The organism is Bartonella vaga, assembly GCF_037070895.1.
Taxonomy (GTDB): domain Bacteria; phylum Pseudomonadota; class Alphaproteobacteria; order Rhizobiales; family Rhizobiaceae; genus Bartonella.
The window spans coordinates 1-7,068 of record NZ_JAYMZK010000015.1 but is presented as its reverse complement, the minus strand read 5'-3'; the positions used below and the strand labels follow the sequence as shown (position 1 = coordinate 7,068).

At 40.2% G+C, this 7,068-nt stretch carries 1 protein-coding gene and 2 pseudogenes; all 3 read right to left on the bottom strand.

From position 1 onward, the window contains the following. Positions 1-4,869 (bottom strand): annotated as a pseudogene (locus tag WCP76_RS06475) (hypothetical protein); the annotation flags it as partial. 535 nt (positions 4,870-5,404) lie between these two features. Further along, positions 5,405-5,592: pseudogene (locus WCP76_RS06470) on the bottom strand (invasion associated locus B family protein); the annotation flags it as partial. Then, on the bottom strand, positions 5,589-7,068 hold a 1,480-nt coding region (locus WCP76_RS06465), incomplete at its 5' end, for a Vomp family autotransporter (protein WP_336294856.1). The gene WCP76_RS06465 and the pseudogene WCP76_RS06470, both read right to left, overlap by 4 nt.

The following is a 7,068-nucleotide window of genomic DNA, read 5'->3' as shown; positions in this document are numbered from 1 at the left end:
ACCCAAATAGGTTACAAGTTGATCATTCAATGAATAGAGCTGCCCACCCGTAACAGCATCAGAAGAACCAGAAGCAATCTGCCCATCCAAAAGATGTGTCAGCTTGCTCTTACTCTTGGAACCACTCACTCCATGATCAGCAACAAACGCATTTTCAGTCGTGTCCCACAATAAGGTATCACCTTGAACTTCTTTAGTAACCTTATCTATGTTTTGATTAATCTCACCCAACACATTCGTGAAATTATCATTTACAGTTTTGATACTTGCTTCAAGCTGACCTTTATTAACAGCATCACTCTCTGCCTCACCTGCCTTCACACCGGAAAGGATGCGTAGGTCCTTTTTGCTATTCGCAATATTAATTGTATTGCCTTCTACTTCTTTACCAATATTGATAACATGCGTTCCAGCATCTTGCTTAACAAGACTTTCACCTTTCACATTGCCAATCTCATCACTAATCTGCTTGGAAACCTCCTTAGTAATGCTTTCCTGCATATTCGTGAAAGAACTACCAACTCCCGTTAAAGCAGCTGCAACATTAGCATAGCTCTGTTCCTCAGTGCTACCATCCTCTTTAATGGTATTAACTGTTAAACTAGGAGCTTTCCAGACCCCATTCTCAGATGTATCACCACCCAAATAGGTTACAAGTTGATCATTCAATGAATAGAGCTGCCCACCCGTAACAGCATCAGAAGAACCAGAAGCAATTTCTCCATCCAAAAGATGTGTCAGCTTGCTCTTACTCTTGGAACCACTCGCTCCATGATCAGCAACAAATGCATTTTCAGTTGTGCTCCACAATAAGCTATCACCTTGAACTGTTTTAGTAATGCTTTCTACGCTCTCACTAAGCTTATCGGATTCTTTCTTTAAATCATTTTGTACAGTCTCGATACTTGCATCAAGCTGACCTTTATTAACAGCATCACTCTCTGAAATACCTGCCTTCACACCGGAAAGAATGCGTAGCTCATCTTTTCTATTCGCAATATTAATGGTATTGCCTTCTACTTCTTTACCAATATTGATAACATGCGTTCCAGCATCTTGCTTAACAAGACTTTCACCTTTCACATTGCTAACTTCATTACTAATCTGCTTAACAACCTCCTTAGTAATGCTTTCCTGCATATTCGTGAAAGAACTACCAACTCCCGTTAAAGCAGCTGCAACATTGTCATAGCTCTTTTCCTCAGTGCTACCATCCTCTTTAATGGTATTAACTGTTAAACTAGGAGCTTTCCAGATCCCATTCTCAGATGTACCACCCAAATAGGTTACAAGTTGATCATTCAATGAATAGAGCTGCCCACCCGTAACAGCATCAGAAGAACCAGAAGCAATCTGCCCATCCAAAAGATGTGTCAGCTTGCTCTTACTCTTGGAACCACTCACTCCATGATCAGCAACAAACGCATTTTCAGTCGTGTCCCACAATAAGGTATCACCTTGAACTTCTTTAGTAACCTTATCTATGTTTTGATTAATCTCACCCAACACATTCGTGAAATTATCATTTACAGTTTTGATACTTGCTTCAAGCTGACCTTTATTAACAGCATCACTCTCTGCCTCACCTGCCTTCACACCGGAAAGAATACGTAGCCTATTTTTGCTATTCGCAATATTAATTGTATTGCCTTCTACTTCTTTACCAATATTGATAACATGCGTTTCAGCATCTTGCTTAACAAGACTTTCACCTTTCACATTGCTAACTTCATCACTAATCTGCTTGGAAACCTCCTTAGTAATGTTTTCCTGCATATTCGTGAAAGAACTACCAACTCCCGTTAAAGCAGCTGCAACATTGTCATAGCTCTTTTCCTCAGTGCTACCATCCTCTTTAATGGTATTAACTGTTAAACTAGGAGCTTTCCAGATCCCATTCTCAGATGTACCACCCAAATAGGTTACAAGTTGATCATTCAATGAATAGAGCTGCCCACCCGTAACAGCATCAGAAGAACCAGAAGCAATTTCTCCATCCAAAAGATGTGTCAGCTTGCTCTTACTCTTGGAACCACTCGCTCCATGATCAGCAACAAATGCATTTTCAGTTGTGCTCCACAATAAGCTATCACCTTGAACTGTTTTAGTAATGCTTTCTACGCTCTCACTAAGCTTATCGGATTCTTTCTTTAAATCATTTTGTACAGTCTCGATACTTGCATCAAGCTGACCTTTATTAACAGCATCATTCTCTGAAGTACCTGCCTGCAAACCGGAAAGGATGCGTAACTCACCTTGGTTATTCGCAATATTAATGGTATTGCCTTCTACTTCTTTACCAATATTGATAACATGCGTTCCAGCATCTTGCTTAACAAGACTGTCACCTCTCACATTGCCAATCTCATCCTTAATCTTTTGATTAACCGCGCTGGAAAGGCTTTCCTGCATATTCGTGAAAGAACTACCAACTCCCGTTAAAGCAGCTGCAACATTAGCATAGCTCTTTTCCTCAGTGCTACCATCCTCTTTAATGGTATTAACTGTTAAACTAGGAGCTTTCCAGACCCCATTCTCAGATGTACCGCCCAAATAGGTTACAAGTTGATCATTCAATGAATAGAGCTGCCCACCCGTAACAGCATCAGAAGAACCAGAAGCAATTTCTCCATCCAAAAGATGTGTCAGCTTGCTCTTACTCTTGGAACCACTCACTCCATGATCAGCAACAAACGCATTTTCAGTCGTGTCCCACAATAAGGTATTACCTTGAACTGTTTTAGTAATCTTATCTATGTTTTGATTAATCTCACCCAACACATTCGTGAAATTATTATTTACAGTTTTGATACTTGCTTCAAGCTGACCTTTATTAACAGCATCATTCTCTGCCTCACCTGCCTGCAAACCCGAAAGGATGCGTAACTCACCTTGGTTATTCGCAATATTAATGGTATTGCCTTCTACTTCTTTACCAATATTGATAACATGCGTTCCAGCATCTTGCTTAACAAGACTGTCACCTTTCACATTGCCAATCTCATCACTAATCTGCTTGACAACCTCCTTAGTAATGCTTTCCTGCATATTCGTGAAAGAACTACCAACTCCCGTTAAAGCAGCTGCAACATTGTCATAGCTCTGTTCCTCAGTGCTACCATCTTCTTTAACCGCTTTAAGCGTAAATGTTGGAGCAGTCCATGTGCCATCTTCATATGTAGCACCACCTCCAAAGAACTTTAATATATTCGCAGCTGTTGTTTCTACGCCACCGGATACAGTTCCTAAATCCTGTTTTAAAGAGAAAAGCTGCGAGCCAGTTACCGCTTCACTTGAATTTACAGAAACTACACCATCCTTTAGTCCAGAAAGGGTACGCTTATTTTTATCCTTATTGAGGATATTAATTTCATCGCCATCTGTTTGTGCACCAATCGTGAGATGTTTGCTCACAATATCTTGTTGAACGAAATCAGCATCCTCTATTTGTTGTTCTATTTCCTTTAGCTGCACAAAATTCACTGCATCAGTATCTTGCGTACCCCTTTCAACATTCGTAATCTGTTTATTTCCAGCATTAATACCAGCGGCTGTTATTTGGGGACCATCAGTAATTATCAGAGCCGTCGAATCTACAGAAACAATTCCTCTTACATCCATATGATCTAGCGTAATGCTCTTCGCCAAATCAAATGTGATTCCGCTGCCATCTGCAACTTTTTCAACTTTTAAATTTGCATTTGTAGGCGAAAAATCTACTGTAGCAGATAATGGAACTGTCGTAACATTCTTTTCCCCTTTGTTAGTAGAAAACTTCCACCCTTGCATTACAAATTCTCTCATAGATTTTAACTGTGCAACATTTACTGCATCAGTATCTCGAGTACCAGCAGCCACTCCTGCAATCTGTCGCATTACCCCAGCTGAATCACCAACAGAAAAGACCCCTGTAGTACTTTTCCATGCTACAGTAGCATCTTTTGACGCAGCATCCTCTTTAGGATCATAACCAGAAATACCACCTGCTGTCTGGGATACAGATCCAGAACCTACAGCAGCACCCCCTTCGGCAAGGACTTGCACATCTGAACCGAAAGCAACTGAAGAATTTCCTGAACTAGAGGACTTATAACCGATTGCAACTGATCTTAACCCTGTAGCTGCTGTTATCTCGGTATCCACACCACTACCACCTATCGCAATAGAGCTCTCTCCTTGAGCTATAGCACGTGTACCCAAAGCTATACTATGACTACCCCTTGCAGCCGCAAGCCCACCAAAAGCGAGCCCAGAATCTCCCGAAGACTCCGCCCCCACACCCATAGCAATGGACACCCTCCCACTTGCAAGCGAAGCGACACCAAAAGCTTGAGAGCCCCCAGTAAGTGCAGTTGCATTTGCACCAAATGCTGTTGAATAGTTCCCGGCTGCATAAGACCCACAGCCCGTAGCAAAAGAATAAACACCAAAAGCCTCAGGCAAAGCATTTTCAAGAGTACTTAAAGGTCTTTCACTAGAATAAATTTGCTGCTTGGTATTTTTACTATAAAAAGTTCCTCTTTGTTCGAAAAATCTCTGATATTCTTCTTCTGAAGTTATTGCATTTACTCCAGAAGTTTTATCTACAGCTGTTCCACGACCAATAACTTCATCCGCACCACAAAAATTATAGCTACCACTCAAAACAATACTGCCCTGACTGGCGCCATCATAGTTCAACAATGAAGCATCAGCAGCTGTAGAGCTTGCACTTAAAACCTTATCTCCCATTATTGCAAGATTTGAAGCGGAAGTAGGCGAAACACTTGATAACAACACAACCATTTCGGTCAACAAAAATACATTAACAAAAGAAGAACAAGAAGACCTCAAATCACTGACTATTCGTGTGTTGTACAACTTTTTCATAATAAATTCTCCAATAAAAAAACTTTAAAACGTATTCAAAAAACACAAAAAAAACACATTTCAGTGCTAGTCAGTGGCTCGTAAGCTCTGAGGTGGTGGCAGTTAGTGACGTTGTTTGGTTTTTTGTATATGTTTTGTGTGTACCTTCTGTAATGAAACCTAAACGAAGAAGCTGGGGAGTGTGTCAACCGAGAAGAACACGTCTAGGTTTTGATGATTTAATGTGTGTTTTTTGTTGCACAAACTTGAAAATAGGTTTCTGTGGTGTAAGTGCTAAGAGTGTTTTATTCGCCATAGTCTCAGTTACTTTTATTGTTGCTCATTTTAAAGAGGTTTTGTTTTAAGTGTTAGATAAAGCATAAGCTGTTGTGTTTATAAGAATTTTTTGTTGCTTTTAAATTTGTATTCTTTGTTAAGGTGTTATTTTAATTTAAGTATGGTGTCATGAATTCAGCTTTGTCGTATTTCTTCGTTTTATATGCATCGTTTCTCCCCTTTTTTAGACTTTTGCTTTCTCAGTTGACTCCGGAGCCAATTGCGTAACAATTCTACGTATTTCACCAGGCTCTCCCTTAGGAACAGATAATTGCGGAGGATGCACCGTGTAAATATTATTGTTTTCATCGGCAAGGCTTTCGCCCTTTCCTAATAAAGAAAGGACGAAAAGGATACTCATGAAATACTTCGCTTTTTTATAACGATATCAGTTTTTTTCATTATCATTTTAGTCTCAGAGTAATTCCAGCACCTGTTCCCCAATGGCCTCCAGCACTAGTTATAGATAAATTAGAACGAACATTTCCATTTTCAGATGTATAGCCTGCACCAATAGCAAAAGCCGATTGGCTGCGCCATAGCCCCGTACCAAATGAAAGGCTTAAAGATCCAGGTATATCATAGTAACGTAAATTTGACACTGCCAAACCAATAGCTGCTGCTTGTCTTGCCTCCTTCCGGACACCTTCAATGCCATAAGTTAACGCCTCAAATTTCATATCAGTGTAAGCCTGAGCATCATTTAAAACACCATCCATGATGACATTTTCTAAGCGTTCATCTACGTACTTCTTAGCATCATCAAGAATAAGCCCCATCTTTTGTGCAGTGCGCTCCTCGTAATCATATAACTGACCTCCATTCACTGCTTCCTCAGACCCTTTCTCAATTTTACCATCTGCAACATGGTCTATCAACACAGGAGAACTTTCATTTCCACCCATCAAGGTAATGCTATTCTTTTTCGTTCCATCATCATTTTTATCATATGCAACAACAACATCTGAAACTCCAACAATACTTTGCACTTGCTTATCAATGCTGTTTACCTTGTTTTCAACTTCAGTAACCCTCTCATTCGTTTCCCAAAGCTGACCTCCATTTATAGCATCTGTCGAATCTTTTTTCACTTCGCCATCCGCTACATGGGTAATCTGACTATCCTGCCCCTTGTGACTAACATCATAAACTGCATCAGCCTCATTCCAATTGAAAACATTTGACGCGGCGTTATTTTCGACATCACGAATACGGTCATTGATATTTGATAAACTCTCGTTAACAGCGCCAAAAGCACCAGAGACATTATTATAGTCTTTCGTTTCAACCACTGTACCATTAGAACTAAATTGTATAACCTTGAAGTTTGGTGCAACCCATTCTCCATTTTTATATCCAGCACCGCCGCCAAAATATTCCGCAAACTGTTTACTCATAAAATAAAGCTGCGAACCATTAACAGCTTCCATGGATGCTTCTGAAAGCGCTCCTGCTTTTACGCCAGAAAGAATGCGTAGCTCATCTTGGCTATTCGCAATATTAATTGTATTGCCTTCTACTTCTTTACCAATATTGATAACATGCGTTCCAGCATCTTGCTTAACAAGACTTTCACCTTTCACATTGCTAACTTCATTACTAATCTGCTTAACAACCTCCTTAGTAATGCTTTCCTGCATATTCGTGAAAGAACTACCAACTCCCGTTAAAGCAGCTGCAACATTAGCATAGCTCTGTTCCTCAGTGCTACCATCCTCTTTAATGGTATTAACTGTTAAACTAGGAGCTTTCCAGATCCCATTCTCAGATGTACCACCCAAATAGGTTACAAGTTGATCATTCAATGAATAGAGCTGCCCACCCGTAACAGCATCAGAAGAACCAGAAGCAATCTGCCCATCCAAAAGATGTGTCAGCTTGCTC